Source organism: Lactobacillus sp. WILCCON 0149 (assembly GCF_057197965.1).
Genome location: NZ_JBUBHO010000024.1, coordinates 1 through 1,227, shown reverse-complemented (window position 1 = coordinate 1,227; position 1,227 = coordinate 1). Strand labels below are relative to the sequence as shown.

Genomic DNA, 1,227 nt, shown 5'->3' with positions numbered 1-1,227 from the left:
TGGCACTTCAGAGGATAGCAGAAGCGTTTGGGAAGACGCGCCAGAGAGGGTGAGAGCCCCGTAAGCGAAATCCAAAGAAGGCCTATCAGTATCCTGAGTAGGGCGGGACACGTGAAATCCCGTTTGAATCCGCGAGGACCATCTCGCAAGGCTAAATACTAACCAGTGACCGATAGTGAACCAGTACCGTGAGGGAAAGGTGAAAAGAACCCCGGGAGGGGAGTGAAAGAGAACCTGAAACCGTGTGCCTACAAGTAGTCAAAGCCCGTTAACGGGTAATGGCGTGCCTTTTGTAGAATGAACCGGCGAGTTGCGTTAGTCAGCAAGGTTAAGTCAGAAAAGACGGAGCCGCAGCGAAAGCGAGTCTGAAGAGGGCGAGCAGTTGGCTGACGCAGACCCGAAACCAAGTGACCTACCCATGACCAGGTTGAAGGCGCGGTAAAACGCGCTGGAGGACCGAACCCACGTAAGTTGAAAATTGCGGGGATGAGTTGTGGGTAGCGGTGAAATTCCAAACGAACTTGGAGATAGCTGGTTCTCTCCGAAATAGCTTTAGGGCTAGCCTCGCAAAGAGGATGCTGGAGGTAGAGCTCTGTTTGGACTAGGGGCCCGTCAAGGGTTACTGAATTCAGATAAACTGCGAATTCCAGACATTTATGTGCGGGAGTCAGACTGCGAGTGATAAGATCCGTAGTCGAAAGGGAAACAGCCCAGATCACCAGTTAAGGTCCCAAAATTCATGCTAAGTGGAAAAGGATGTGGAGTTGCGCAGACAACTAGGACGTTGGCTCAGAAGCAGCCATCATTCAAAGAGTGCGTAATAGCTCACTAGTCGAGTGACGCCGCGCCGAAAATTTACCGGGGCTAAGCATGATACCGAAACTGTGGATGTGCATTATGCACGTGGTAGGAGAGCGTTCTAGCGGCGGTGAAGCATGACCGAGAGGACATGTGGAGCTTCTAGAAGTGAGAATGCCGGTATGAGTAACGAAAGACAGGTGAGAATCCTGTCCGCCGCAAGACTAAGGTTTCCTGGGGCAGGCTCGTCCGCCCAGGGTAAGTCGGGACCTAAGGCGAGGCCGAGAGGCGTAGTCGATGGACAACAGGTTGAGATTCCTGTACTGCACCGAATCGTTATGAGCGATGGAGGGACGCAGGAGGCTAGCAGCGCGTGGTGCTGGATACCACGTTCAAGCGTCAAGTCTGAGAGCGAGTCAAATGCTTGCT

The 1,227-nt window shown here is 52.8% G+C and carries 1 rRNA gene; it reads left to right on the top strand.

Annotated elements, in window-relative coordinates:
- Positions 1-1,227: ribosomal RNA gene (locus ACYVUV_RS12295) — 23S ribosomal RNA — on the top strand; the annotation flags it as partial.